At 71.2% G+C, this 24,553-nt stretch carries 22 protein-coding genes and 1 riboswitch; of the genes, 19 read left to right on the top strand and 3 right to left on the bottom strand.

The features are described from left to right. Window positions 1-72: 72 nt before the first annotated feature. The 14 genes from AC07VM_RS00110 to argH all read left to right on the top strand — a co-directional run bounded on the left by AC07VM_RS00110 (window position 73) and on the right by argH (window position 17,092). On the top strand, window positions 73-720 hold the full coding sequence (locus AC07VM_RS00110; RefSeq protein ID WP_494909525.1) for an amino acid ABC transporter permease: 648 nt from the start codon (window positions 73-75) through the stop codon (window positions 718-720). Next, window positions 717-1,628 carry an amino acid ABC transporter permease gene (locus AC07VM_RS00105; RefSeq protein WP_267415176.1) on the top strand — a complete coding sequence of 304 codons (912 nt, stop codon included), beginning with the start codon at window positions 717-719 and terminating at the stop codon, window positions 1,626-1,628. Before AC07VM_RS00110 ends, AC07VM_RS00105 begins: the two co-directional genes overlap by 4 nt. A 42-nt stretch (window positions 1,629-1,670) precedes the next feature. After that, window positions 1,671-2,711 (top strand): phenylalanine--tRNA ligase subunit alpha, encoded by a 1,041-nt coding sequence (gene pheS / locus AC07VM_RS00100; protein ID WP_267415175.1) that lies wholly within the window; start codon window positions 1,671-1,673, stop codon window positions 2,709-2,711. Then, window positions 2,711-5,221 (top strand): phenylalanine--tRNA ligase subunit beta, encoded by a 2,511-nt coding sequence (gene pheT, locus AC07VM_RS00095; RefSeq protein ID WP_494909524.1) that lies wholly within the window; start codon window positions 2,711-2,713, stop codon window positions 5,219-5,221. The genes pheS and pheT overlap by 1 nt, the downstream gene beginning before the upstream one ends. A 66-nt stretch (window positions 5,222-5,287) precedes the next feature. Beyond that, the gene (locus AC07VM_RS00090) at window positions 5,288-6,016 is read left to right on the top strand and encodes a DUF402 domain-containing protein (RefSeq protein ID WP_494909523.1); all 729 of its coding nucleotides are present in this window, start codon (window positions 5,288-5,290) and stop codon (window positions 6,014-6,016) included. Window positions 6,017-6,062: 46 nt separating this feature from the next. Next, a complete protein-coding gene (locus AC07VM_RS00085; protein WP_494910734.1) occupies window positions 6,063-7,067 on the top strand; it encodes an NAD-dependent epimerase/dehydratase family protein in 1,005 nt (334 codons plus the stop codon). 6 nt (window positions 7,068-7,073) lie between these two features. Further along, window positions 7,074-7,168: riboswitch (TPP riboswitch) on the top strand. Continuing rightward, window positions 7,159-8,007: a hydroxyethylthiazole kinase gene (gene thiM, locus AC07VM_RS00080; protein ID WP_494909522.1), complete on the top strand. Its 849-nt coding sequence runs from the start codon at window positions 7,159-7,161 to the stop codon at window positions 8,005-8,007. It overlaps the preceding riboswitch by 10 nt. Further along, the gene (locus AC07VM_RS00075) at window positions 8,004-10,154 is read left to right on the top strand and encodes a bifunctional hydroxymethylpyrimidine kinase/phosphomethylpyrimidine kinase (protein ID WP_494909521.1); all 2,151 of its coding nucleotides are present in this window, start codon (window positions 8,004-8,006) and stop codon (window positions 10,152-10,154) included. Before thiM ends, AC07VM_RS00075 begins: the two co-directional genes overlap by 4 nt. 239 nt (window positions 10,155-10,393) lie before the next feature. After that, complete coding sequence (argC, locus tag AC07VM_RS00070; protein WP_494909520.1) at window positions 10,394-11,446, top strand: N-acetyl-gamma-glutamyl-phosphate reductase; 1,053 nt, start codon at window positions 10,394-10,396, stop codon at window positions 11,444-11,446. Window positions 11,447-11,462: 16 nt separating this feature from the next. Further along, window positions 11,463-12,620, top strand: a complete 1,158-nt coding sequence (gene argJ / locus AC07VM_RS00065; RefSeq protein ID WP_494909519.1) for a bifunctional glutamate N-acetyltransferase/amino-acid acetyltransferase ArgJ — start codon at window positions 11,463-11,465, stop codon at window positions 12,618-12,620. After that, entirely contained in the window at window positions 12,617-13,534 is a 918-nt protein-coding gene (argB, locus tag AC07VM_RS00060; protein WP_267415168.1) for an acetylglutamate kinase, read from the top strand. The genes argJ and argB overlap by 4 nt, the downstream gene beginning before the upstream one ends. Further along, on the top strand, window positions 13,531-14,736 hold the full coding sequence (locus AC07VM_RS00055; RefSeq protein WP_267415167.1) for an acetylornithine transaminase: 1,206 nt from the start codon (window positions 13,531-13,533) through the stop codon (window positions 14,734-14,736). The genes argB and AC07VM_RS00055 overlap by 4 nt, the downstream gene beginning before the upstream one ends. Further along, window positions 14,733-15,662, top strand: a complete 930-nt coding sequence (argF, locus tag AC07VM_RS00050) for an ornithine carbamoyltransferase (RefSeq protein WP_267415165.1) — start codon at window positions 14,733-14,735, stop codon at window positions 15,660-15,662. Before AC07VM_RS00055 ends, argF begins: the two co-directional genes overlap by 4 nt. Beyond that, entirely contained in the window at window positions 15,662-17,092 is a 1,431-nt protein-coding gene (gene argH, locus AC07VM_RS00045; protein WP_267415164.1) for an argininosuccinate lyase, read from the top strand. The genes argF and argH overlap by 1 nt, the downstream gene beginning before the upstream one ends. A 28-nt stretch (window positions 17,093-17,120) precedes the next feature. Here the strand turns inward: argH and AC07VM_RS00040 are convergent, their stop codons facing one another. Continuing rightward, window positions 17,121-17,705 carry a DUF1349 domain-containing protein gene (locus tag AC07VM_RS00040; RefSeq protein WP_494909518.1) on the bottom strand — a complete coding sequence of 195 codons (585 nt, stop codon included), beginning with the start codon at window positions 17,703-17,705 and terminating at the stop codon, window positions 17,121-17,123. A 60-nt stretch (window positions 17,706-17,765) separates the two neighbouring features. Between AC07VM_RS00040 and AC07VM_RS00035 the strand changes: the two genes are divergently transcribed. Further along, window positions 17,766-18,410: a SatD family protein gene (locus AC07VM_RS00035; protein WP_494909517.1), complete on the top strand. Its 645-nt coding sequence runs from the start codon at window positions 17,766-17,768 to the stop codon at window positions 18,408-18,410. Then, the gene (locus tag AC07VM_RS00030) at window positions 18,407-19,252 is read left to right on the top strand and encodes a hypothetical protein (RefSeq protein WP_494909516.1); all 846 of its coding nucleotides are present in this window, start codon (window positions 18,407-18,409) and stop codon (window positions 19,250-19,252) included. Before AC07VM_RS00035 ends, AC07VM_RS00030 begins: the two co-directional genes overlap by 4 nt. A gap of 8 nt (window positions 19,253-19,260) precedes the next feature. Here AC07VM_RS00030 and AC07VM_RS00025 read toward each other — a convergent pair whose 3' ends face one another. Continuing rightward, a complete protein-coding gene (locus AC07VM_RS00025; protein WP_494909514.1) occupies window positions 19,261-19,617 on the bottom strand; it encodes a MerR family transcriptional regulator in 357 nt (118 codons plus the stop codon). Window positions 19,618-19,670: 53 nt separating this feature from the next. Here AC07VM_RS00025 and AC07VM_RS00020 point away from each other — a divergent pair, with 53 nt between their 5' ends. From AC07VM_RS00020 to AC07VM_RS00010, 3 genes are read left to right on the top strand one after another with little or no spacing between them, the layout of a single operon-like run. Beyond that, on the top strand, window positions 19,671-20,624 hold the full coding sequence (locus AC07VM_RS00020) for an aldo/keto reductase (protein WP_494909513.1): 954 nt from the start codon (window positions 19,671-19,673) through the stop codon (window positions 20,622-20,624). A gap of 39 nt (window positions 20,625-20,663) precedes the next feature. After that, on the top strand, window positions 20,664-21,965 hold the full coding sequence (tyrS, locus tag AC07VM_RS00015; protein ID WP_494909512.1) for a tyrosine--tRNA ligase: 1,302 nt from the start codon (window positions 20,664-20,666) through the stop codon (window positions 21,963-21,965). A gap of 10 nt (window positions 21,966-21,975) precedes the next feature. Continuing rightward, the gene (locus AC07VM_RS00010; protein ID WP_494909511.1) at window positions 21,976-22,770 is read left to right on the top strand and encodes a DUF4184 family protein; all 795 of its coding nucleotides are present in this window, start codon (window positions 21,976-21,978) and stop codon (window positions 22,768-22,770) included. Here AC07VM_RS00010 and AC07VM_RS00005 read toward each other — a convergent pair. Next, complete coding sequence (locus AC07VM_RS00005; RefSeq protein WP_494909510.1) at window positions 22,755-24,140, bottom strand: CoA transferase; 1,386 nt, start codon at window positions 24,138-24,140, stop codon at window positions 22,755-22,757. The genes AC07VM_RS00010 and AC07VM_RS00005 overlap by 16 nt on opposite strands. Between the last annotated feature and the right edge of the window lie 413 nt (window positions 24,141-24,553).

Raw genomic sequence — 24,553 nt, 5'->3', positions numbered from 1 at the left:
GGCGGCCGACACCATCGGCCGCCCCATCCACCCGCGGGGTCACCGCCAGAACACGAATCGACAGGAGCACCAGTGGGCGTCATCACCGACCACCTCGACCTCTGGGGTCAAGCACTGTGGGGAACCATCCTGCTGTTCCTGGGCGGCGGGATCATCGCCCTGGTCCTCGGGCTGATCGTGGGGGCGGCGCGGGTGTCCCCGGTTCCGATCGCTCGCGCGGTCGGCGGCATCTATGTGAACTGGATCCGCAACACCCCGCTGACCCTCGTCATGTTCTTCTTCGCGTTCTGCCTCCCGATCCTGCTGGGGGAGCGGGTGAACCCCCTGCCTCTGGCAGTGGCCGCTCTCGGCATCTACACCGCGACCTACGTCGCCGAGGCGCTGCGGGCCGGCATCAACACGGTGCCGGTCGGCCAGGCCGAGGCTGCGCGAGCGATCGGCCTGAACTTCGGACAGGTCATGCGCTACGTCGTGCTGCCGCAGGCGACGCGCTCCGTCGTCCCGCCCATGATGAGCGTCCTCATCGCCCTCATGAAGAACACCACGGTGGCTGCGGGCTTCTCCGTCGCCAACCTCGGCACCATCCGGGCGGCACTGAGCGAGCAGGGTGAGAACGCTCTGGTCGTGCTGCTCTGGGTGATGGTCGTCTTCGTGGTGCTGGTGCTGCTGCTCGCCTGGGTGCAGCGCGTTCTCGAGAACAAGTGGAGGATCGCGCGATGAGTTCCGTCCTTTTCGACGTCCCCGGCCCCCGTGCCATCGTCCGCAACCGGCTCATCGGAGCCGTGACGGTCCTGGTCGTCCTCGCCGTGCTCGGCTGGGTCGTGTGGAGGCTGTTCGCCACCGGACAGTTCTCTGCCGAGAAGTGGAACATCTTCACGTTCTCCGCCGTCTGGGTCCGTTTCGGCGAAGGGCTGCTGGCCACGCTGGCCGCGTTCGCGGTCGCCGGCGTCGGGTCCATCGTCCTCGGCTTCGTCCTCGGCATCGGGCGCCTCTCGGAGCACGCCTGGGTGCGTGAGCCGGTCCGGTGGATCATCGAGGTGCTGCGAGCGGTGCCCGTGCTGATCCTCATGATGCTGCTGTACTACGGCCTTCCCGTGATCGGCGTGAAGATGCCGCCGTACTGGGCTGTCGTGATCGCGCTGATCGTCTACAACGGCTCGGTGCTGGCCGAGGTGCTGCGTGCCGGCATCGAATCGCTTCCTCGCGGACAGCAGGAAGCCGGCTACGCGATCGGACTCCGTAAGACCGGAGTGATGTACTTCATCCTGATCCCGCAGGCCGTGCGGGCCATGATGCCGGTGATCATCGCGCAGCTCGTCGTGGCGCTGAAGGACACCGCGCTCGGGTTCATCATCACGTACAAGGAGCTCCTCTACGTCATCAATCAGATCGGCAACCAGGCGCCCTACGGCTCCCCGCTGATCCCCGCCGCGATCATCGGCGGATCGATGTACGTGGCCGTGTGTCTCCTCCTCTCCTACATCGCCTACCGCCTGCAGCGTCGGGCCAAGCGCTCGCCGAAGGCAGGACCCGCGGTGCCGGACCCCCGTCAGCACGGCGGCGAGACGAACACCTCGCTGATCGTGCTGCAGAACGACGGCGGTGCCGGTGGTGGAGCACCGCGCTGATCCGCCAAAGGGACCCACGCGCCCCCGGTAGACTCGATTCTCGTGTCAGAGTCTCCTGAAATCACCCCGGAAGCGGTCGAAGCCGCTGTCGCCGACGCCCTCGCGGCGATCGCCGCAGCCACCGACACCGCCGAGCTGAAAGCGGCCCGTGCCGCCCATGTCGCCGACGGATCGCCGCTCGCGGTCCTGAACGCCTCGATGCGACAGGTCGCCCCCGAGAACAAGGCCGCGTTCGGCAAGCTCGTGGGTCAGGGACGCGGGCAGGTGACGCAGGCGCTCGCCGCCAAGGAGGCCGAGCTGGCCGCCGCGGAGGTCGCCGCGCGGCTCGAGGCCGAGCGGGTCGACATCACCGCCGTGCCCTCGCGCACGCGCGTCGGCGCCCGGCACCCGCTCACGCTCCTCCAGGACCAGGTCTGCGACATCTTCGTCGGCATGGGCTGGGAGATCGCGGAGGGACCGGAGCTCGAGCACGAGTGGTTCAACTTCGACGCCCTGAACTTCGACGTCGACCACCCCGCCCGCCAGGAGCAGGACACGTTCTACGTCGACCCGCCCTCGCGCCACCTGGTGATGCGCACGCACACGAGCCCCGTCCAGGTGCGCTCGATGCTCGACCGCGAGGTGCCGATCTACGTGCTGTGCCCCGGCCGTGTGTACCGCACCGACGAGTTCGACGCCACGCACCTGCCGGTGTTCACGCAGTTCGAGGGTCTCGTCATCGACAAGGGCATCACGATGGCGCACCTCAAGGGCACGCTCGACCACTTCGCGAAGCAGCTCTTCGGCCCTGAGGCCAAGACGCGCTTCCGCACCAACTACTTCCCCTTCACCGAGCCGTCCGCCGAGCTCGACCTGTGGCACCCGACCTTCAAGGGCGGCGCGCGCTGGATCGAGTGGGGCGGCTGCGGCATGGTCAACCCGAACGTGCTGCGCGCGGCCGGGATCGACCCGGAGGTGTACAGCGGCTTCGCGTTCGGCATGGGCATCGAGCGGGGCCTGATGTTCCGCAGCGACGTCCAGGACATGCGCGACATGGCCGAGGGCGATGTCCGATTCAGCGAGCAGTACGGGATGGTGGTGTGATGCGCGTCCCGCTTTCGTGGCTGCGTGAGTACGTCGATCTGGCAGCGGATGCCACGCCCGAGGACGTCCTCGGCGCGCTGGTGACCGTGGGCTTCGAAGAGGAGGACGTGCACCGCTTCGACATCACGGGTCCCGTGGTCGTCGGTCAGGTCGTCTCGCTCGAGCCCGAGCCGCAGTCCAACGGCAAGACCATCAACTGGTGCCAGGTCGATGTGGGCGAGGCGAACGGCGGTGTCCGCGGCATCGTCTGCGGTGCGCACAACTTCACCGTGGGGGACAAGGTCGTCGTGACCCTGCCCGGCGCGGTGCTGCCCGGTCCGTTCCCGATCGCCGCCCGCAAGACCTACGGTCACGTCTCCGACGGCATGATCGCGTCGGCGCGCGAGCTGGGCCTGGGCGATGAGCACAACGGCATCGTCGTGCTGTCCGACCTCGGCATCGACGCGCCCGTCGGCACCGACGCGATCGCCCTCCTGGGTCTCGACGACGTGGCGGTGGAGATCAACGTCACGCCCGACCGCGGCTACGCCTTCTCGCTGCGCGGCGTCGCCCGCGAGTACTCGCACGCGACCGGTGCGAGCTTCCGCGACCCCGCGGAGCGCGACTTCGCCGAGCTGCAGCCGGGCAGCGGGCACACGACCGTGGTCGACGACGTCGCCCCCGTGCGCGGCCGCGTCGGCGCGAGCGAGTTCGTCACGCGTGTCGTGCGCGGCGTCGACCCCTCGCGTCCCACCCCGCCGTGGATGATCGCGCGGCTCAGCCTCGCGGGCATGCGCTCGCTGGGCGTGCTGATCGACATCACCAACTACGTGATGCTCGAGCTCGGCCAGCCGCTGCACGGCTACGACCTCGACAAGCTCACCGGCGGGATCACCGTCCGCCGTGCGCACCCGGGCGAGAAGATGACGACGCTCGACGGCGTCGAGCGCGCGCTGCACGAGGAAGACCTCCTCATCACGGACGAGTCCGGTCCGATCGGCCTCGCCGGCGTCATGGGCGGCGGCACGACCGAGATGAGCGACACCACGCGGAACGTGCTCATCGAGGCCGCGAACTTCGACCCCATCACCATCGCCCGCTCGGCGCGACGGCACAAGCTGCCCAGTGAGGCCTCCAAGCGCTTCGAGCGCGGTGTCGACCCGCTCATCCCGTTCGTGGCGGCCCGCCGCGTGGCCGACCTCATGGTCGAGCTCGCCGGTGGCACGCTCACCGAAGAGGGCGGCGCGCTGTTCGCCGAGGTGTTCGTCGCCGACGTCGAGCTGCCCGCCGGCTTCGTGCAGGGGCTCATCGGCGTCGACTACACCGACGACGAGATCACCGGTGCGCTGACCACGATCGGCGCGGACGTCACCGCGGCGGAGGACGGCTCCGGGTGGACCGTGATCCCGCCCACCTGGCGTCCCGACCTCACGGACAAGTGGACGCTCGCCGAGGAGGTCGCCCGCATCCACGGGCTCGACCGCATCCCCGCAGTCCTGCCGACGCCGCCGTCCGGACGTGGTCTCACCGCGCACCAGCAGGGCCGTCGCCGCGTGGCCGATGCCCTGGCCGCCGCCGGTCTCGTCGAGACGCCGGCGTTCCCGTTCACCACCGAGGCGCAGAACGACCTGCACGGGTCGGCGTCGGGCGAGCACCTGCCGAGCATCCGTCTGGCGAACCCGCTCGACGGTCAGGCGCCCTTCCTGCGGCGCTCGCTCATCCCCGGACTGCTGCAGACCGCGCACCGCAACATCTCGCGCGGCCTCACGGACCTGGCGATCTTCGAGACCGGTGCCGTGTTCGTGCCCGAGCCGGGCGTCGAGTACGGCACGGAGGAGGTGCCGCCGCTGGGCGTGCGCCCCTCCGATGAGACGCTCGCCGCGCTGAACGCCTCGATCCCGCCGCAGCACCGCCACATCGCGGCTCTGCTCACGGGCCATGTCTCCCCGCGTCAGCCCGGCCGCCCGGCCGAGGCGGCAGGGCTCGTCGAGGCGTTGGACGCCGTTCGGGTGATCGCGGCAGCAGCGGGCGTCGACATCGACGTCGTGCAGGCCGAGCGCGCCGCCCTGCACCCGGGCCGCACCGGATCGCTCCTGGTCGCGGGGGAAGAGGTCGGCTACGTCGGCGAGCTGCACCCCGCCGTGGCGGAGGACGCCGATCTTCCCGGTCGCGCGACCGTGCTCGAGCTCGACCTCGATCGCATCCTGACCCTGGCGAGCGGACGCGTCGTCGCCGCATCGCTGTCGACGTTCCCGGCCGCGACGCAGGACGTCTCGCTCACGCTGCCGGCGGATGTCGCCGCAGCCGATGTGCAGGCGGCCCTCGCGGAGGGCGCCGGAGCACTGCTCGAATCGGTGCGTCTCGTGGACGACTACCGGGGCGAGGGTGTGCCGGAGGGGTCGAAGAGCCTGACCTTCGCGCTGCGCTTCCGCGCCGATGACCGCACGCTCACGGCGGCCGAGGCCACCGAGGCCAAGCTCGCCGGTGTCGAGGTCGCTGCGGAGCGGTTCGGGGCGGCGCTGCGCGACTGAGTCGGACGCGGACGAACCGTGTCGCACCTCGGATGATCCGGGGCGGTGCCGGAGTAGCGTGGCGGGATGAGCATCCTCCCCCAGAGCACCCCGGCCGCCGTCCCGGATGACGCGCGACCGCTGGGAGAGGGACCGTTCCTCGCGCCCGGTGCGCAGATCGACTGGCACTACCGGAAGCCGGGCTGGCAGCCGGGGGAGCCGTCCACGATCTCTCCCATGCGGGTGGTCCGCGACGACGAGCGCGGGCTCGTGGCGTGGCTCGCCCCCGGGACGCTGCAGGAGTCGCAGGGGGCGCCGGACGGACAGCGGGTGCGTTCGGTGCCGCTCGCTCGCCGCTGGCTCGAGGCGCGCACGCGCATCGTCGAGGAGTGGTGGGGCAACGGTGTGCTGCGCATCGCGCCGGCGGGCCTGCCGTGGTCGGTCTGGCTCTTCTGGAGCGACACCACCGGCCCGGTCTGGGAGTTCGCGGGGTGGTACGTGAACCTCGAGAACGCGCACCTGCGCACCGATCAGGAGACCTACTCGTCCGATCACATCCTCGACGTCGAGATCGACCCCGACGGCGGCATCCATCTGAAGGACGAGGACGAGCTCGCCGCTGCCATCGACCAGGGGCGGCTCAGCGCCGAACAGGCCGCGCAGGTCGAGCGGCACGCCGACGCCGCGATCGCCTCGTTCCGGGCCGGGGACTGGCCGTTCGACGACGAGTGGCGCGGGTGGCGGCCCGACCCGTCGTGGACGACTCCGGTGCTCGACGGCCTCGATCGACTCGGGCAGGACGTCGGTCTGCTCTGAGCGGAAGGACTTCCGTGCGGCTCCGGATGCTGGTGACATGGGACGCATGACGGACGTGTTGATCCTCGGCGGAACAGGCTGGCTCTCGGGGCGCATCGCGCGGCGCTGGCGGGATGCCGGCGCGGCGGTGACGTGCCTCGCCCGCGGGACGCGCCCCGCGCCGGACGGAGCGGTGCTCGTGCGCGGCGACCGGGAGGATCCGGACGTGTACGCCGAGCTCGCCCGCCGGGAGTGGGACCACGTCGTCGACATCTCCTCGCAGGCGACGCAGGTCGCCGCTGCGGTCGATGCCCTCGGCGACCGCGCCGCGCGGTGGACGTACGTCTCATCCCTGTCCGTGTACGCGGACGACGTGACCGTCGGTGCGGACGAGTCCGCGCCCCGGCATCCGGCCGCGCGTCCCGGTGACGCGTACGAGTACGGGGCGCAGAAGGTCGCGGCGGAGGATGCCGTGGCCACGCTCGGTGAGCGCGCCCTCCTCGTGCGCCCGGGGCTCATCGTGGGCGACGGAGACCCCAGCGACCGCTTCGGCTACTGGGGCGCGGCTTTCTCCCGAGCCGGTGACGGTCCGGTACTGCTGCCCCCGCTGGACGGTCGGAGCACGCAGGTCGTCGATGTCGACGACCTCGCCGCCTACGTCGTGCAGGCGACGCGCAGCGGGGCGGTCAACGCGATCGGCGACCGGCATCCCCTCGCCGACGTGCTGCAGACGGTCCGTGCTGCCTCCGGGCACACCGGCGACGGGGTGGTCGCCGAGGAGGAGTGGCTCGTCGACCACGGGGTCGAGTACTGGGCAGGTCCACGCTCGCTGCCGCTGTGGCTGCCCGCCGGGATGACCGGGTTCATGACCCGCTCGAACGACGCCTTCCGCGAGAGCGGGGGTCGACTCCGCCCCCTCGCCGAGACTGTCGAGCGCATCGTGGCGGACGAGCGGGAGCGCGGGGTCGACCGCGACCGTCGGGCCGGCCTCACGCGGGCGGAGGAGCTGGCCCTCCTGGCCGATCGGGAGACGCCCCAGGCCGATCGCTCGTCATTCCAGGCCCATCGCTAGACTCTGAGCAGTGACACGGGGTGCCGCGAACCGCGGCTGAGAACAGACCCGTCGAACCTGATCTAGTTCGTACTAGCGAAGGGATGTCGCATTGAGCGATCTTCTGCGTCCTGATTCCACCATCGACCTCGCCGGCTCGGCCGCGACGCTGCTGGGGGTGCTGCGACAGGCGCCTCCGCTGACGCACTGCATCACCAACGCCGTCGTGACCGGATTCACCGCCAACGTGCTGCTGGCCCTGGGAGCCGCCCCCGCCATGGTCGACATCGTCGGCGAGGCCGAGATGTTCGCCGGCGTCGCCTCCGGGCTGCTGGTCAACCTGGGCACCCCCACGCCCGAGCAGCGGACGGCGACCCTGGAGGCGGTCGCGGGTGCGACCGCATCCGGCACCCCCTGGGTGCTCGACCCGGTCGCCATCGGCGTGCTGCCGGTCCGCACGGCCCTGGCCCACCGGCTGGTCGAGCTGCGCCCGACCGCGATCCGCGGCAACGCGTCCGAGATCCTCGCCCTCGCCGGTCTCAGCGCCGGCGGCCGTGGAGTGGATGCCACCGACAGCACGGATGCCGCGGCCGATGCCGCCGGCGTTCTCGCGCGACGCGTCGGCGCCATCGTCGCCGTGTCCGGGCCGGTCGACCTCATCACCGACGGTGAGCGGGTCCTCCGCATCGCGAACGGGCATGAGCTGCTGACCCGCGTCACGGGCGGCGGCTGCGCACTCGGCGCCGTGATGGCCGCCTTCCTCGGGGCCGCCAGGGACACGGGGCACGATGCGCTCTCGACCGTCGCGGCCGCGAGCCTCGTGTACACGATCGCGGCCGAGCGAGCGGCGGAGGACTCCCGCGGACCGGGCAGCTTCGCCGTCGCCCTGCTGGATGCGCTCGCCGCGGTGACCGGGGACGACGTCCTCGCCGGCGCGCGTGTCGAGGAGGACGTGCGGTGATCGCCGACCTCTCGCTCTATCTCGTCACGGACGCCGCGCTCTGCGGAGAGCGCGGCGTCGTCGAGACCGTCCGCCGGGCCGTCGACGGCGGGGTGCGCATCGTGCAGCTGCGCGACAAGGCCGCGACCGACGCCGAGACCGTCGAGCAGCTGGTCGCCCTGTCGCAGGCGATCGACGGGCGGGCGCTGCTCGTCGTGAACGACCGCCTGGAGGCCGCACTGGTCGCCCGCGAGCGCGGTGCGCGCGTCGACGGGGTGCACCTCGGACAGGGCGACGAGTCCGTGCTCCGCGCCAGGGAGGCGCTCGGGCCGGACGCGCTGATCGGTCTGACCGCGAACACTCCGGCACACCTCGAGGCGGTCCGCGCGCTGCCCCACGGCACCGTCGACTATCTGGGCGTCGGGGTGATCCGTCCGACCGCCACGAAGCCGGACCACCCGGCGCCGCTCGGCGTGGACGGGTTCGCCGCCTTCGTCGCGAGCAGTCCCGTCCCGTGCGTGGCCATCGGCGGGGTCGGCATCGACGACACCGAGGCCCTGCACGCGGCCGGCGCGGCCGGACTCGCCGTGGTCTCGGCGCTGTGCGCGGTCGAGGATCCCTCGGCGGCAGCGGAGGCGTTCCGACGCCGTTGGCTCGCGGGGTCCGTGCCGCGCGTGCTCAGCATCGCCGGCAGCGACCCCTCGGGCGGCGCCGGCATCCAGGCCGACCTCAAGTCCATCGCGGCGAACGGGGGCTACGGCATGGCCGTGCTCACCGCGCTGACGGCGCAGAACACCCGCGGTGTGCGCGACGTGCACGTGCCCCCGACGGCCTTCCTCCGTGCGCAGCTCGATGCGGTGTCGGACGACATCGCCGTCGACGCCGTGAAGATCGGGATGCTGGCCGATGCGGAGGTGATCCGCACGGTGGGGGACTGGCTCGAAAAGGTCCGCCCGCCGATCGTGGTGCTGGACCCCGTGATGGTCGCCACGTCGGGCGACCGGCTGCTGGCGCCGGACGCGGAGCGGGCGCTGCGGGACCTGCTCGGGCGCGCGAACCTGATCACCCCGAACCTCGCCGAACTCGCGGTGCTCTCCGATCGCGAGATCGCCGACTGGGCCGACGCCCTCGCCGCCGCGGAGGAGCTCTCCGCCGAGATCGGCGCGGCCGTGCTCGTCAAGGGCGGCCACCTCCCGGGCGACGAGGCGCCGGACGCACTGGTCGACGCGCGTCGGGGACTGCGCCAGGAGTTCCCGGGGGCCCGCATCGCCACGGCGAACACGCACGGGACCGGCTGCTCGCTCTCGTCGGCGCTCGCGACCCTGCTCGCCCGGGGCGAGGAGCCGCGTGCCGCCGTGCGCGCCGCCCGCACCTGGCTCCGCGAATCGATCCGTGCGGGGGCCGGACTCCGCGTGGGGCAGGGCAACGGCCCGATCAGCCACTTCGCCGGGCTCTGGGAGCGCGGGGGAGCGGCTGCCCGACCCGAGGCCGCCGACATCGCGGCGGAGTGGTGGGAGGGCATCGCCGGCATCCGGGCGGGGATCGACGATCTGCCGTTCATCCGGGGCCTCGCCGACGGCTCGCTGGAGCGGGAGCCGTTCCTGTCGTACCTGGCGCAGGACGCGCTGTACCTCCGCGAATACGCCCGCGTCCTCGCGGAGGCCGCGCGCCTCGCCCCGACATCCGACGAGCAGGCCTTCTGGGCCGAGTCCGCACACGGCTCGATCGTCGGGGAGCTCGAACTGCACGCGTCGTGGTTGACGCCGGCGCAGGGCGTCAGCGCGGCGACCTTCGCGACGGAGCCGGGACTGGCGACCACCGCCTACCTCGACCATCTGCGCTCGGTCGCCTTCGGCGGTGACTACGCGGAGATCGTCGCCGCCGTCCTCCCGTGCTTCTGGCTCTACACCGACCTCGGGCGACGCCTGCACGCGGGGGAGTTCGGGGAGGATGCCCGCGATCCGCGGCATCCGTACGCCTCGTGGCTCGCGACCTACGCCGATCCGTCCTTCGAGGAGGCGACCCGGACCGCGATCGCCCACGCCACGGAAGCCGCGAGCCGAGCGGATGCCGAGACGCGCGCACGGATGCACCGCGCGTTCGCGGTGTCCAGCGCGCACGAGCTGGCGTTCTTCGCGGCACCGCTGGAGTCGCGCGACCGCGGATGACGCGTCGGATTTGCGGTGGCTGCCGAGGCCGCGCTACTGTCGCGACATGCCTTCGGCCGCCACCGCTTCTTCGACGCTCGCTCCGAGCGTCATCGCTGTGCGCCGACGCCGCGGCCGCCGACTGTAGGCGACCCCGCCCTCCTGCCTGTGCACGCACGGCGGTCGAGTGCCGGTGTCGCCGCCTCCGGCCCCGTCCCCGGTCCCGATTTCCTCGTGGGCCCGACCGTTAAGGTAGAAGCATGACGTATTCCGTCGCCGTCTCCGGCGCATCCGGCTACGCAGGCGGCGAGATCCTCCGCCTCCTGGCCGATCACCCCGACATCGAGATCCGCACCGTGACGGCGCACTCGAACGCCGGACAGCCTCTCGTCGACCATCAGCCGCACCTCCGCTCGCTGGCGCACCTCACCCTGCAGGACACGACGCCCGAGATCCTCTCCGGCCACGACATCGTGTTCCTCGCCCTCCCGCACGGCCAGTCGGGGCAGTACACCGACGCTCTCGGCGACGCTCCGCTGGTGATCGACGCGGGGGCCGATCACCGGCTCACCTCGGCGTCGGCCTGGGACGCGTTCTACGGCGGAACCTTCCACGAGGCGTGGACCTACGGCGTCCCCGAGCTCCTGGTCGACGGGGTCAAGCAGCGCGAGCACCTGCGCGGGGCGACGCGCATCGCGGCCCCGGGCTGCAACGCGTCGACGGTGAGCCTCAGTCTCGCTCCCGGTGTCGCCGCCGGCGTGATCGACCCGTCCGACATCGTCTCGGTGCTGGCGGTCGGCCCCTCGGGCGCGGGAAAGAGCCTCAAGACGAACCTCCTCGGCAGCGAGATCCTCGGTACCGCGAACCCCTACGCGGTCGGCGGCACGCATCGGCACATCCCCGAGATCCGCCAGGCGCTCGCCGCGGCCTCCGGGGCCGACGCCGACGGGATCCGCATCTCCTTCACGCCGGTGCTGGTCCCGATGTCGCGGGGCATCCTCGCCACCTCGACCGCGCCGATCGTCGAGGGCGTGACGGACGCGCAGATCCGCGACGCCTGGCAGAGCGCATACGGCGAGGAGACCTTCGTCCAGCTGCTGCCGGAGGGACGCTTCCCGCGCACCGCCGACGTGCTCGGCGCCAACACCGCGCTGATCGGTCTCGCGATCGATCGCGCCGCGAACCGCGTGACCGTCGTCGCCGCGGTCGACAACCTCGTCAAGGGCACCGCCGGCGCTGCCGTCCAATCCATGAACATCGCGCTGGGTCTTCCCGAGTCCCGCGCCCTCTCAGTCAACGGAGTCGCACCATGATCGTCGAGGCAACGCAATGAGCGTCACCGCCCCCGCAGGATTCGAGGCGGCCGGCGTGGCCGTGGGGCTCAAGTCCACCGGCAAGCCCGATGTCGCCGTCGTCGTCAACCGCGGACCGCGCAAGGTCGGAGCGGCCGTCTTCACGAGCAACCGCGCCAAGGCGAACCCGATCATCTGGTCGCAGCAGGCCGTCGCCGACCGTGTGGTCGAGGCCGTCGTGCTCAACTCCGGTGGAGCGAACTGCTTCACCGGGTCCTTCGGGTTCCAGACCACGCACCAGACGGCCGAGAAGGCGGCCGAGCTCCTCGGCGTCAGCGCCGGCGACGTGCTGATCTGCTCCACGGGCCTCATCGGCACCGGCGACGAGACCTTCCGCGCTCGGGTGCTCGCCGGCACCGAGCAGGCGATCGCCGAGCTCAGCGCCGACGGCGGGGAGCTCGCCGCACAGGCCATCATGACCACCGACACGGTCGCGAAGACCGCCGTGATCAGCCGCGACGGCTGGACGATCGGCGGCATGGCGAAGGGCGCCGGCATGCTGGCGCCCGGCCTCGCCACGATGCTCGTGGTCATCACGACCGATGCCGTCCTCGAGCCGCTCCAGGCCGACGAGGTGCTGCGCCGGGCGACGGGGAAGACCTTCGACCGGCTCGATTCGGACGGCTGCATGTCGACGAACGACCAGGTCACGCTCCTCGCCAACGGGGCCTCCGGGGTCGTGCCCGACCTCGACGACTTCGCCGCCGCCCTGATGGACCTCTGCCAGGAGCTCGCGGTCAAGCTGCAGGGGGATGCCGAGGGCGCGAGCCACGACATCACGATCGAGGTGCAGCACGCGGTCTCCGAGCAGGATGCCGTCGAGGTGGGCCGGTCCGTGGCCCGCAACAACCTCTTCAAGGCCGCGATCTTCGGCAACGACCCGAACTGGGGCCGCGTGCTCGCCGCGATCGGCACCACGAGCGCGCAGTTCGACCCCTACGACGTGGACGTCTGGATGAACGGCGTCCGCGTGTGCACCGAGGGCGGCCCCGACCGTCCGCGCGAGGAGGTCGACCTGACCCCGCGCGCCACGCACCTCGTGATCGACCTGAAGACGGGTGACGCCACCGCGACCGTCCTCACGAACGATCTCACCCACGACTACGTGCACGAGAACAGCGCCTACGCCTCATGACCGACATCCAGGACACTCCGGCCGAGGTCGCCGCGCAGAAGGCCACCACGCTCATCGAGTCGCTGCCGTGGCTCAAGAAGTTCCGCGACCAGATCGTCGTGATCAAGTACGGCGGCAACGCCATGGTGTCGGAGGAGCTGCAGGACGCCTTCGCGCAGGACATCGCGTACCTCCGCTACGTCGGGGTGCTGCCGGTCGTCGTGCACGGCGGCGGCCCGCAGATCTCGAACATGCTGCAGCGGCTCGAGATCCCCAGCGAGTTCAAGGGCGGATACCGGGTCACGAACACCGAGGCGATCAGCGTCGTGCGCATGGTGCTCACCGGGCAGGTGAACCCGCAGCTCGTCTCCAAGATCAACTCGCACGGTCCGATCGCGACCGGCCTCAGCGGGGAGGACGCCGGGCTCTTCGGCGGCCGCCGCCGCGGCGTCGTGATCGACGGCGAAGAGGTCGATCTCGGTCGCGTCGGCGATGTCGTCGAGGTCGACCCGACCCCGGTGCTCGACCACCTCGCGGCCGGCCGCATCCCCGTGGTCTCGAGCATCGCGCCCGACCTCGACCACCCCGGTCAGTCCCTCAACGTCAACGCGGATGCCGCGGCCGCGGCTCTCGCGGTGGCGCTCAAGGCCCGCAAGCTCGTGATCCTCACTGATGTGCCGGGGCTCTACGCCGACTGGCCGAACCGCGATTCGCTCGTGTCGCACCTGACGTCGGAAGCCCTCATCGAGATGCTGCCGAAGCTCGAGTCGGGGATGATCCCGAAGATGCGCGCGTGCCTGGACGCGGTCGAGGGCGGCGTCGACGCGGCGGCCATCATCGACGGACGGGTGCCGCACTCGGTGCTCGTCGAACTGTTCACCAGCAAGGGAATCGGGACCGAAGTGGTCCTGGGAAAGTCGGAGGTGACGGGATGACCGTCTGGCAGGACGATGCGGCACGCGATCTCGTGCTCAACGCGGGGGAGCGGCTCGCGCTGCTGGTCCGCGGTGAGGGCTCGTACCTGTGGGACGCCGACGGCCGACGCCACCTCGACTTCCTCGCCGGCATCGCGGTCACCTCGCTCGGCCATGCGCACCCGGCCTTCGTCGAAGCCGTGTCGACGCAGGCGGCGACGCTCGCCCATGTGTCGAACTACTTCGCGACCCCGCCGCAGCTCGCGCTCGCCGCACGGCTCAAGCGCCTCGCCGGCGCCGGCCTCGACGGGCGCGTGTTCTTCTCGAACTCGGGCGCCGAGGCCAACGAGGCGGCCTTCAAGCTCGCCCGCCTCCACGGCGGCGCCGAGCGTCCGCGCATCCTCGCGCTGGAGAACGGCTTCCACGGCCGCACGATGGGCTCGCTCGCGCTGACCGCGAAGGCGTCCATGCGTGCACCGTTCGAGCCGATGCCCGCCGGCGTCGAGCACATCCCGGCCACGATCGAGGCGCTGGAAGCGGCGATGGACGACCGCGTCGCGGCCATCATCGTCGAGCCGATCCAGGGCGAGGCCGGTGTCGTCGAGCTGCCGGAGGGCTACCTGGCCGCCGCACGCTCGCTGACCCTGGCGCACGGCGCACTGCTCATCGTGGACGAGATCCAGACCGGCGCCGGTCGGACCGGCGAGTGGTTCGGCTTCAGCCACGAGGGCATCACGCCCGACGCCATCACGCTCGCCAAGGGCATCGGCGGCGGCTTCCCGATCGGCGCCCTGGTCACCTACGGTGCGGCCAGCGCGCTCTTCACCCCCGGTTCGCACGGCTCCACCTTCGGCGGCAACCCGCTCGCGACCGCCGTCGCCGACGCGGTGCTCGCGGAGATCGAGCGTGCCGGGCTGGTCGAGAACGCCGCCCGCCGCGGTGCGGAGCTGCGCGAGCTGCTGCTCGGCATCGGCTCCCCGCTGATCGCCGGTGTGCGCGGTCGCGGTCTGCTCGTCGGCGTCGCGCTGACCGAGCCGGTCGCCGGTGCCGTCGTCGCAGCCGCGCAGGAGCGCGGTCTCATCGTCAACGCCGCCAACCCCGAGACCGTGCGCATCGCGCCGGCGCTCACCATCGGCGACGCCGAGCTCGCGGAGTTCCGCGAGCTGTTCACGGCCGCCCTCGCCGACGTCCAGGCCTCTGTAGCCGGAAAGGTATCCGCATGACCCGCCACCTGCTGCGTGACGACGACCTGACGCCCGCCGAGCAGGCCGAGATCCTCGATCTCGCGCTCGAACTGAAGAAGGATCGCTGGGCCGACAAGAGCCTCGCCGGGCCGCAGACGGTCGCCGTCATCTTCGACAAGTCCTCCACGCGCACCCGCGTCTCGTTCGCGGTGGGCATCGCGGACCTCGGTGGCTCTCCGCTGATCATCTCCACCGCGAGCAGCCAGCTCGGCGGCAAGGAGACCCCCTCCGACACCGCCCGGGTGCTCGAGCGGCAGGTCGCGGCCATCGTGTGGCGCACCTACGCGCAGTCCGGGCTCGAGGAGATGGCCGCGGGCACGCGGGTGCCGGTCATCAACGCCCTGTCGGACGACTTCCACCCGTGCCAGCTGCTGGCCGACCTGCTCACGATCCGCGAGCACAAGGGCGACCTGAAGGGGCTCACGCTCACGTTCCTCGGGGACGGGCAGAGCAACATGGCGCACTCCTACGCGCTCGCGGGCGTCACCGCCGGCATGCACGTGCGCATCGCCTCGCCCGAGGACTACGCGCCCCGCGCCGACGTGATCGAGGCCGCCGACCGCCGGGCCGCCGAGACCGGTGGCTCGATCACCCTCTACACCGACCCGGTCGAGGCGGCCGCCGGTTCCGACGTCGTGGTGACCGACACCTGGGTCTCGATGGGCAAGGAGGAGGAGAAGCTCGCGCGCATCCGCGACCTGGGGGGCTACAAGGTCACGCCCGAGACGATGACCCTCGCCGACCCGGAGGCGATCTTCATCCACTGCCTCCCCGCCGATCGCGGCTACGAGGTCGACTCGTCGGTCATCGACGGTCCGCAGAGCGTGGTCTGGGACGAGGCGGAGAACCGGCTGCACGCGCAGAAGGCCCTCCTGGTCTGGCTGCTCGGCAAGAAGGACGCGTGATGGCCGACTCGACGCACGAAGGCACCAACGAGGGCGCGCTCTGGGGCGCACGCTTCGCCACCGGACCCTCGCCCGAGCTGGTGGAGCTCAGCCGCTCCACGCATTTCGACTGGATCCTCGCGCCGTACGACATCGCCGGCTCACATGCGCACGCGACGGCTCTCGAGGCCGCCGGCTACCTCGAGTCCGACGAGGCGCAGCGGATGCACGAGGGCCTCGACGCCGTGGCGCGCAAGGTCGCCGACGGCACCCTGCGCCCGGTGCCGACCGATGAGGACGTGCACGGTGCGCTCGAACAGGCGCTGATCGCGGAGCTCGGACCGGAGCTGGGCGGACGCCTGCGCGCCGGACGCAGCCGCAACGACCAGATCGCGACCCTCGTCCGCATGTACCTGATCGACCACGCGCGGGTGATCGCCCGCGACATCCTGCGCGTGATCGACGCCCTGGTGGCGCAGGCGGAGGCGCACCCCGACGCGATCCTCCCCGGACGCACGCACCTGCAGCATGCCCAGCCCGTGCTGCTGGCCCACCACCTGCAGGCGCACGGCTGGCCGCTGGTGCGCGAGCTCGAGCGGCTCGTGGACTGGCGCCGCCGCGCGGGCGTCTCGCCCTACGGCGGGGGAGCCCTGGCCGGCTCCACGCTCGGCCTCGACCCCGCCCTCGTGGCGACGGAGCTGGGCCTCGACCGTCCGGCGGAGAACTCCCTCGACGGCACCGCCGCCCGCGACGTCGTGGCGGAGTTCGCCTTCATCACGGCCATGACCGGCGTCGACCTCTCGCGCCTGTCCGAGGAGATCATCCTCTGGAACACCCGCGAGTTCGGCTTCGTGACGCTCGACGACGGGTACTCGACCGGGTCGAGCATCATGCCGCAGAAGAAGAACCCCGACATCGCCGAGCTCGCGCGCGGCAAGTCCGGTCGACTCATCGGCAACCTGTCCGGCCTGCTCGCGACGCTCAAGGGCCTCCCGCTCGCGTACAACCGCGATCTGCAGGAGGACAAGGAGCCGGTCTTCGACTCGGTGCAGACCCTCGAGGTCGTGCTCCCGGCCTTCGCCGGCATGATCGCGACCCTGCGCTTCGACACCGAGCGGATGGCGGCCCTCGCGCCGCAGGGCTTCTCGCTCGCGACGGACGTCGCGGAGTGGCTCGTGAAGCGCCGGGTGCCGTTCCGCGACGCCCACGAGATCTCCGGTGCGCTGGTCCGCGCCTGCGAGGAGCAGGGGATCGGACTGGAAGACGCCTCCGACGAGCTGCTGCTGTCGGTGTCGGCGCACCTCGTGCCCGAGGTGCGCGAGGTGCTCACGATCGAAGGATCCGTCGCCTCCCGGACCGGCGCGGGCGGTACGGCGCCGGTCCGAGTGGCGGAGCAGCGCGCCGAGCTCGTCGCTCGCGCGCAGGCCGCCGCACACGCCCTCGGCCTTTAGCCGGAGCGCGGTCGGCGGCCGTCCGGGCTCAGTGCAGCTCGGCGTCGGCCGCCGACCGCTCCCAGCGGGTGAACCGCACGGTGAGTCCGGCCCGGGTCGGCGCGGCGAGGAACGGTCCGGCCGAAGCCGCGGCCTCGCCGTCGAACGGCGCGACCCGGACCAGCCGCCAGGGGCCGTCGTCCGCGCGGGCGCGCACGATCACGGAATCCGCCCAGCGGCTCACGCGGACCGTGATCTCGCTCTCGAGCCAGTCGTCGACGTGTCCCACCGACCAGTCCGACGTGCCGGCGGTGACGACGGCGCCGAGCCCGAGGTGATCGTCGGCGTACTCCAGGCCGGTCTTCACCCAGTGCTCGTCGTCGACCCGCACGAACACGCCCGCCTGGTCGAACTGGCCGTCCCACGGGGCGCGGAACGAGACCTCCATGGCCTCGCCCACGGCGAGAGGCGCGAGCAGGGCGTGCTCGGTGTCGTGCACGAAGCCGTAGGCGGTGTGGCGCCAGGCGTCGCTGCCCTCGACGGCGGTGACGTCCAAGTGCTCGGCGTCCGCGACAGCGGCCGGAGCGTGCGTCCAGGTTCCTTCGCTCCACGGGATGATGCGCGATTCAGGCATAATTCCATTCCATAACCAAATAAGGCATAAAGCGGTGAATATTCATGATAAGGTTATCGCATGGTCATCGCCGTGATCGCCGACATCGTGGGTTCCCGTGGACTGGGGGATCGCGGGGCCGCGCAGCGCGTGCTGGATGAGACCATCGCCCGGGTCGAACAGGACCTTCCGCTCGCCGCCCAGCCGCTCACCCCCACGGTGGGAGACGAGCAGCAGGGTGTCTACCTCGATCTCGGCGACGCCCTCACCTCGCTGCTCATGATCCAGCTGCGTCTGCCCGACGGCATCGCCTTCCGCTTCGGCCTCGGCGTCGGCGAGGTGCGCGCGGTCGAGTCCGTCCACGGTGAGCTCGCCGACGGGCCGGGGTGGTACGCCGCACGTGCCGCGATCGAGACCGTCCACTCCCGCGAGCAGCGCGCCGTGCCGCGCACCCGCACCTGGATTGTCGGAGCCCCGGGGCAGGATGAGGTCATGGAGACCACGATCGCGGCGTCGAACGCGTACCTCCTCGCGCGTGACGAGCTGGTGGGCGCGATGAGCGAGCGCGAGCGGCGGCTCACCTACGGTCGGGCCGTCGGCCGGTCCCAGCAGGAGCTCGCCGCGCAGGAGGGGATCTCCCAGCCGAGCGTCTCGAAGTCGCTGCGCAGCGCCGGGGCCGCGGCGCTCATCGAAGGGCTGAGCGCCCTGCGGGGAGCGACCGAATGATCCTCGCCGGATTCGTCCTCCTCGCGGTCGGCGCCGCCGATCTCGTGCGCCAGTTCGTGCCGCGACGGTGGATCGGCTATCTCGCGGCCGCCGTCGTGCTGCTCCTGCTCGGCAGCGTCAGCGACGCCCTCCTGCCCATGGTCGTCGCGCTCGTCGCGGGCGCACTGTGGGTCTGGTGCATGCCGGACGACCGGCCGTCGCCCGCGGGGTTCTGGCCCGCCGTCGTCCTCGCCCTCGTCGTCGTCGGAGCGGTGGTCTGGACGGGCGGTCGTGCGCACGCCGGACTCGTCGGAGCGGTCTGGCAGCTGCGCTCACCGTTCGGCGAGGTCTCCTTCGACCTCGCGATGCTGGTGCTGGGGCTGTCCGCCTTCCTCCTGGAGTCCGCGAACCTCGTGGTGCGCGCGGCCCTCGACGGCGAGCACACCTGGCGCCCCGCGGAGCAGGTCGCCGACGCGCCCGTCGACGCGACGGCCGCCGGCGACACCGCTGCCAGCACAGTGACCGACACCGCTGCCACCACCGTCGCACCGGTCGCACCCGCGGGGTCCGCTGCCGGGGGAGAGCCCACCGCGGTCGCGGCGGCCCCGGACTCGCGTTCGGGCTTCAAGGGCGGACGGCTGATCGGCCCGCTCGAGCGCATCCTCATCCTCATCCTCACGCTCGCAGCGGCGTACCCGATCCTCGCGGCGATGCTCGCGGCGAAGGGCATCGTCCGATTCCCGGAGATCTCGCGCGATGGCGAGACCGGCGCCAGAGCCGAGTACTTCCTCGTCGGCAGCCTCGTGAGCTGGGTGATCGCCCTCGGCGGTGCTTTCCTCGTGTGGTGGGCCGCGCACAGCTGAGCGGCGGTTCAGTCCAACGATCGGTACCAGTCCAGCTTCTCCGTGAGACGCCGCTGCTGGGCGAGGACCTCGGCGAGCTGGATCTCGACCGTCGCCGCGTGCTCCTCGAGGAGCGCTACCCGCTCCGGGATCGTGTCCTCGCGCTGGCAGAGCTGGCCGTAGCGGCGCAGCCTCTCCACCGGCATGCCGGTCTCGCGGAGACACTTGAGGAACTCCAGGAGCCCGAGCTCGGCATCGGTGTATGCGCGATGCCCGCCGGCCGTGCGCGAGACCGCGGGGAGGATGCCCTCGCGCTCGTAGTACCGGAGCGTGTCGATGCTGAATCCGGAGCGGGCCGCGGTCTCCGCCGGCGTGTAGGTCGTCATGGCCCGAGCATAGGACTTGACCTGGAGTGCACTCCAGGTTGCACAGTGAAATCATGACCAACGCGAACAGCTCTGCATCCCCGCTCGTCCTCGGGGCGATGTCCTTCGGAACGCTCGTCGACGAAGAGACCTCCTTCGCCCTGCTCGACCGATTCGTCGACCGCGGCGGCATCTGGATCGACACCGCGGACTGCTACAGCTTCTGGTCGAGCGAGACGGGGCAGGGAGGGGCCTCCGAGGAAGTGCTCGGACGCTGGCTCGCGGAGCGACCGCATGCACGAGCGCAGGTCCGCATCTCGACCAAGGTCGGTGCCGAGCCCCTCTGGCCCGGATCGTGGCCCGAGCATCGGGCAGGGCTCTCTCCGCGTGCGATCCGCGCTGCCGTCGAAGGGAGCCTCGAACGCCTGGGCGTCGACAGGATCGACCTTCTCTGGCTGCACCAGGAGGATCGGGCGGTCGCGATCGAGGACACGGTGGATGCCCTTGCGGCGCTCACCGCCGACGCCACGGTGGGCCGCGTCGGCGCGTCGAACCACCCGGCCTGGCGCATCGAGCGCGCCCGTGCGCACGCGAGGTCCATCGGAAGCGTTCCCATCGACGCGTTCCAGTTGAACAGCACGTATCTTCGTACGCGGCCGGGGACGCTTCCTCCCGGGGTCGCGCACCCCTTCGGCGTGCTGAGCGACGAGCAGCGGGACTTCTCCCGGGCGAACGGGATCGATATCTGGGCGTACACCCCGCTGCTCTCCGGTGCCTACGACAACCTCGAGAAGCCTGTGCCCGAGGTGTACGACCACCCCGGGAGTGCGCGTCGGCTCGCGGCTCTGGACGAGATCGCCGAGGCGCGGAGCCTCGGTCGAGGGCAGATCGTGCTGGCGTGGCTGCTCGCGCGCGGCATCCGTCCCATCCTCGGAGGCAGCAAGATCCATCAGCTGGATGTCGCGATGGATGCTGCCTCGATCTCCCTGTCCGTCGAGGAGATCGCGCTCCTCGACGAGCAGGTCTGAGGCGATTCGGCGGTGCGCGGCGCTGATAGCCTGGAGCGCGTGTCAACTCCCGCTCTGACGACCGCACCCCAGGCGATCGACCCCACGTTCGAGAACGTGTGGGACGAACTCGTGTGGCGTGGTCTGGTCCACGTGTCCACCGACCAGGAGGCGCTGCGCGCCCTGCTCGCGGGAGACCCCATCACGTATTACTGCGGGTTCGACCCGACGGCTCCCAGCCTGCACCTCGGCAACCTGGTGCAACTGCTGACGCTGCGCCGCATCCAGCTCGCCGGGCACAAGCCGCTCGGCCTCGTCGGCGGATCGACCGGGCTCATCGGCGACCCGCGCCCCACGGCCGAGCGCACGCTGAACACGCGCGAGACCGTCGAGGAGTGGGTCGGTCGCCTGCGCGCCCAGGTGGAGCGGTACCTCAGCTTCGAGGGCGACAACGCCGCGCGCATCGTCAACAACCTGGACTGGACGGCGCCGCTGAGCGCGATCGACTTCCTGCGCGAGGTCGGCAAGTACTTCCGGGTCGGCACGATGCTCAAGAAGGATGCCGTCGCCGCGCGGCTGAACTCAGACGAGGGCATCAGCTACACCGAGTTCAGCTACCAGATCCTCCAGGGCATGGACTTCCTCGAGCTGTACCGCCAGTACGACTGCGTCCTGCAGACCGGCGGATCCGATCAGTGGGGCAACCTCACCAGCGGCACCGACCTGATCCGGCGTGCCGAGGGCGGGTCCGCGCATGCGATCGGCACTCCGCTGATCACCAACAGCGACGGCACCAAGTTCGGCAAGAGCGAGGGCAACGCGATCTGGCTCGACGCGGAGATGTGCAGCCCGTACCGGATGTACCAGTTCTGGCTGAGCACGGCGGACACCGACGTGATCGATCGCCTGAAGGTCTTCACGTTCCTCAGCAGGTCCGAGATCGAGGAGTACGCGCAGCTGGTGGAGACGGAGCCGTTCCGTCGCGCCGCCCAGAAGCGCCTCGCGCTCGAGGTGGTCGCGACCGTGCACGGCATCGACGCCACGGCCGCCGTGATCGCGGCATCCGAGGCCCTGTTCGGGCAGGGCGACCTGAGCGCGCTCGATGCGGACACCCTCCGCACGGCGCTGGACGAGCTCCCGAACGCGACGGTCGCGGCTGAGATATCGGTGGTCGAGGCGCTGGTCGCGACCGGTCTGGTGGCGAGCCTGTCGGAGGCCCGACGGGCGATCGTGCAGGGCGGTGTCTCGCTCGACGGCGAACGTGTCGAGGATGAGGCTGCCACGGTCCGGGGCACGCTGCCCGGGGGAGTGTCCGTGCTCCGCCGCGGCAAGAAGACCCTCGCCGGCGTCTTCCTCGGCTGAGCCCTGACAGATGCCGTTCACGCCGAGCCACGCACTGGTCGCGCTGCCGTTCATCCGCACACCGCTGGTGCCGGCGGCGATCGCGATCGGCGCGATGACGCCGGATCTCCCGCTGTTCCTGCGGGGTGTCGGACTGAACTACTCGTTCACCCACACGTTCGGCAACGTGGTGTGGACGGCGCTGCTCGCCTTCGTGCTGTTCCTGGTGTGGCGGGTCGTGCTGCGTCCCGCGGTGCCGGAGCTCTCCCCGCGATGGCTGGCTCGTCGGCTGCCGGAGGACTGGCGCGACGGGGGCATCGCCGCCGCGGGTGCCGCGGTCGGTGTGGGGCAGAAGCGCTCGTACCCGTTCCTGCTCGCCGCCTCGCTCGTGATCGGGGTGCTCTCGCACATCCTCTGGGATCTCTTCACGCATGAAGGGCGCTGGGGCGTGCAGCTGTTCCCCGGGCTCGACGAGATGTGGGGTCCGCTGCTCGGATTCAAGTGGCTGCAGCACGGCTCGAGCGTCATCGGCCTCGCCATCATCGGCATCTGGGCGCTGCTGTGGCTGCGTCGGCGCACCCCGCGTCCCGTCGTCGTGCAGTGGCTTCCGCAGAGTGTGCGCGTGGCGTGGTGGGTGTCGCTCCCGGTGATCCTCGTGGGCGCCTGGGTCGGAGGGCTCGTCGTCCTCGGTCCGCTCGATGCGGAGTTCACCGTGCAGCACCTGGCCTATCGGGTTCTGCCTCCCGCGTGTGCGCTCTGGGGTGCGATCACCCTGGTGCTGTGCGTCGTGCTGGCCGTGCGCGGCCGCCGTCACCAGACGGGTTGATCCGATCCCCAGGGGTGGGGCGCATCGAACTCGAAGCCGGCGAGAGCCGGGCCTGAGGTCACGAGTGTCTTCCCCGCGACGCGGAAGCGCGCGAGGTGGGGCTCGAGGTCGAGCACGGTCTCGGCTCCCGGCTCCCCGCGGCGTGGCATCCCGAGCAATTCTGCCGCGACCCGGCGGAGCGAGGTCCGCACATACCAGGAGCCGCCTTCGCATGAGCGGCGGTCGAGCAGCGTCGTCACCGCTGCGGCGAGCAGGTAGCCGGCGCTGTGGTCCAGCGCCTGAGCAGGAAGCGCTCCCGGGGTGTCGCCGTCCGACGATTCGACGAGCGCGATCCCGGAAGCCGCCTGCACGAGGCTGTCGAAGCCCGCGCGATCGGGCTGATCGATACCCCAGGCGCTGAGCTGCGCGACGACGAGACCCGGGTATCGATGGGCGAGAGCCTCCGGGTTCAGCCCCAGCCGGTCCAGAGCGGCGGGGCGGTATCCGAGCACGACGGCATCGGCGGCGGCGAGCAGCTCCTGCATCCTCGGTGAGCGTGCGTCGAGCAGTGCCGACCGCGTGCCGTGTCCGGTGTCGAGGTGCTGCCAGTCCGGTTCCGGCAGGTGCGGCGGATCGATGCGCAGGACGTCGGCTCCGAGCAGAGCGAGGGTGCGGGTGCAGACCGGACCCGCGATGACCCGGGTGAGATCCAGCACCCGCATGCCACGGAGGGGAAGGGCCCCGGGCTGCGGGGCGGGCGGGTGCGCGGCCCGGGACCGCGGATCGGTCGTCACGTCCACACGGGTGATCTCGAGCAGGGGATTCTCCCGGAGTGACCGGTCTGCTGCCGGGTCCTCGGCCGCGACCGGTACGGCGAGCCCGCCGGAGCTCGAGATCGACCGGACGGCTTCATCTGTCGTGCGCTCCGCGAGTGCATCGGCGACCGCAGCGGCGTCGGCGCCTTCCCCGAGCTGCAGCCCTCGGCGCAGACCGGCGGCGTGGTGCGCGTAGTTGCCGTGCGTGCGGAGCCAGCCGTCGCTCGTCCGCCAGAACCCGGAGTACGGCGACCACACCGAGGGGGCGGACCCGTCGATGGTCAGCACCCTGTCGCTCCGGTACGCGGTCGCGATCCGATCGGCGTCCAGGGATGCGGGGGAGCGCCCGGCCGCGAGCATCGCTGCGGCCACGCTCGCCCAGGCGAGCTCACCGGTGGCCAGGCGTGAAGGGAGCGGGATCGGATCCACCGATGTCGCACCGTCGCCCTCTGCGAGCAGCAGCTCCCCGCGGACCCGCGTGAGCAGAGTTTCGTCGGCCCTGCGGCCGTGGACGTCGCCGCCGATCCGCCGTCCTGAACCATGCGGGGGGAGCGGGTGATTCGCAGGTGAGCGCATGGCGCGATCGTACTCCGGGCCGTCCGACGGCCGGAAAACGGGCCTGATCCGGAGGAAACCGCCGAGCACCCGGCGGCGACACGCCCGGGTGGTGTGGCCCGATTTGCCAGAACCCCGAGATCCACGTAACTTATTACTTGTTCGCCCCACAGGGAAGCGGAGGAGCCAAGAGCTTCACCCCCCTCAAGCGGAGAACCACTCCCGATCCACTCTCACTTGAGAGATCAGGCGCTTGCGTCTAGGATAGGGAATCCACCTCTTCTGCGGCTGTCATCAGCTGCGCAGCGGATCGAAGATCCGCCCGGCGCGCCGATTTGACAAGCGAGACGGGGTGGCTAAGATAGAGAAGTTGCCCTTCGGGCCTGGCTGTGATGGCTGGGTCGTGGGAGCATCCGATCCTTGAGAACTCAACA

It is taken from the genome of Microbacterium sp. GW821-FHT01D02, assembly GCF_059422585.1.
Note: the sequence above shows the minus strand (reverse complement) of the source record. Positions and strands in the feature narration are given on the sequence as shown.

Bases quoted from the DNA above. Each gene is read 5' to 3' on its own strand.
- AC07VM_RS00010 (WP_494909511.1), top strand. From the start codon at position 21,976: ATGCCGTTCACGCCGAGCCACGCACTGGTCGCGCTGCCGTTCATCCGC.
- pheT (WP_494909524.1), top strand. From the start codon at position 2,711: ATGCGCGTCCCGCTTTCGTGGCTGCGTGAGTACGTCGATCTGGCAGCG.
- AC07VM_RS00055 (WP_267415167.1), top strand. From the start codon at position 13,531: ATGACCGTCTGGCAGGACGATGCGGCACGCGATCTCGTGCTCAACGCG.
- argF (WP_267415165.1), top strand. From the start codon at position 14,733: ATGACCCGCCACCTGCTGCGTGACGACGACCTGACGCCCGCCGAGCAG.
- AC07VM_RS00005 (WP_494909510.1), bottom strand. From the start codon at position 24,140: ATGCGCTCACCTGCGAATCACCCGCTCCCCCCGCATGGTTCAGGACGG.
- argJ (WP_494909519.1), top strand. From the start codon at position 11,463: ATGAGCGTCACCGCCCCCGCAGGATTCGAGGCGGCCGGCGTGGCCGTG.
- AC07VM_RS00085 (WP_494910734.1), top strand. From the start codon at position 6,063: ATGACGGACGTGTTGATCCTCGGCGGAACAGGCTGGCTCTCGGGGCGC.
- argC (WP_494909520.1), top strand. From the start codon at position 10,394: ATGACGTATTCCGTCGCCGTCTCCGGCGCATCCGGCTACGCAGGCGGC.
- AC07VM_RS00040 (WP_494909518.1), bottom strand. From the start codon at position 17,705: ATGCCTGAATCGCGCATCATCCCGTGGAGCGAAGGAACCTGGACGCAC.
- argB (WP_267415168.1), top strand. From the start codon at position 12,617: ATGACCGACATCCAGGACACTCCGGCCGAGGTCGCCGCGCAGAAGGCC.
- AC07VM_RS00035 (WP_494909517.1), top strand. From the start codon at position 17,766: ATGGTCATCGCCGTGATCGCCGACATCGTGGGTTCCCGTGGACTGGGG.
- AC07VM_RS00090 (WP_494909523.1), top strand. From the start codon at position 5,288: ATGAGCATCCTCCCCCAGAGCACCCCGGCCGCCGTCCCGGATGACGCG.
- AC07VM_RS00025 (WP_494909514.1), bottom strand. From the start codon at position 19,617: ATGACGACCTACACGCCGGCGGAGACCGCGGCCCGCTCCGGATTCAGC.
- AC07VM_RS00105 (WP_267415176.1), top strand. From the start codon at position 717: ATGAGTTCCGTCCTTTTCGACGTCCCCGGCCCCCGTGCCATCGTCCGC.
- AC07VM_RS00020 (WP_494909513.1), top strand. From the start codon at position 19,671: ATGACCAACGCGAACAGCTCTGCATCCCCGCTCGTCCTCGGGGCGATG.
- AC07VM_RS00030 (WP_494909516.1), top strand. From the start codon at position 18,407: ATGATCCTCGCCGGATTCGTCCTCCTCGCGGTCGGCGCCGCCGATCTC.
- argH (WP_267415164.1), top strand. From the start codon at position 15,662: ATGGCCGACTCGACGCACGAAGGCACCAACGAGGGCGCGCTCTGGGGC.